Annotated in this window: 2 protein-coding genes; both read right to left on the bottom strand. The window is 63.4% G+C overall.

Features of this window, described 5'->3' with window-relative positions:
• The coding region (locus ACFV20_RS37230) for a cation diffusion facilitator family transporter (protein ID WP_385665635.1) at positions 1 to 366 on the bottom strand (366 nt) is incomplete at its 3' end.
• Positions 367 to 462: 96 nt separating this feature from the next.
• The coding region (locus ACFV20_RS37225) for a TrmH family RNA methyltransferase (protein WP_385665632.1) at positions 463 to 1,056 on the bottom strand (594 nt) is incomplete at its 5' end.

Raw genomic sequence — 1,056 nt, 5'->3', positions numbered from 1 at the left:
TACCAGGACAGCCAGGGGAACCCACCAGAAGGCGCCCTCAATGCCATGGGGGTCATGGAACTTCTCCCACGCCTCGTACAGGGCAAACAAGCCACCGACGCTGAAGAGCACAATCGAGACGATGAACGCGTAGATGTAGCGCTCACGTCCGTAACCGAACGGGTGCTCCGAGTCGGCGGCCCGCTTCGCGCGCTTGCCACCAACCAGCAGAAGGATCTGGTTGCCGGAATCAGCCACGGAGTGGATGGCTTCGGCCAGCATGGACGATGACAACGTCAGGATGAAGGCAAGGAACTTCAGTACAGCGATGGTCAGGTTGGCGGCAAGGGCCGCCACGATCGCTTTGGTACCGCCGCTTGCAGCCACGAAAGCTTCACCTCTTTGGGTTCGGGAGTGATGGAGTGGGCCAGGACAAGTCGTTGCCTGACCTTGCCAGCAATACCGTACCCGGACAGGGACTACTTATGCATTTCCAACTGCCGGCGCGCTGGCCAAAACCGCCCCTTGCTGGGAGCGCGCGCTGGCGTAGAGGCATACGGTTGCCGCCGTTCCCAGGTTGAGGCTTTCCGCAGAACCATAAACGGGCACAGCCACCCGATGGTCTGCCAGCGCGAGCTCCGCGTCGGAGAGCCCCTGCGCTTCGTTGCCGAACAACCAGGCTGTCGGCGCTTCGAGCGCATACTGAGAGGCAACGTCGTCATTGCCAAGCCGCCGTGCCGCGTTCTCGTCCTGCAGTTTGTCCAGGTTCACCGTGCCATAGCCGTCGGCCGCGAGGACACCAATCCCCCGCGCCTTGCAACGGGAAACCAGTTCATCAACATCGACGCCGAGAACAACCGGGAGGTGGAAAAGGGAACCGGCTGTGGAGCGCACGGCTTTGGGGTTGTAGATATCCACACTGCTGCCCGTCAGCACCACAGCATCGGCCCCCGCGGCGTCCGCGGCCCGCAGCACGGTTCCCGCGTTGCCGGGATCCCGCACCTGGCACATGACGGCCAGGAGGCGGGGACCGGCGGCGAGCACGCAGTCAAGGCTGACGTCCACGAAGCTGCACAC

Source organism: Streptomyces sp. NPDC059696 (assembly GCF_042733745.1).
Classification (GTDB): Bacteria; Actinomycetota; Actinomycetes; order Streptomycetales; family Streptomycetaceae; genus Streptomyces.
Note: the sequence above shows the minus strand (reverse complement) of the source record. Positions and strands in the feature narration are given on the sequence as shown.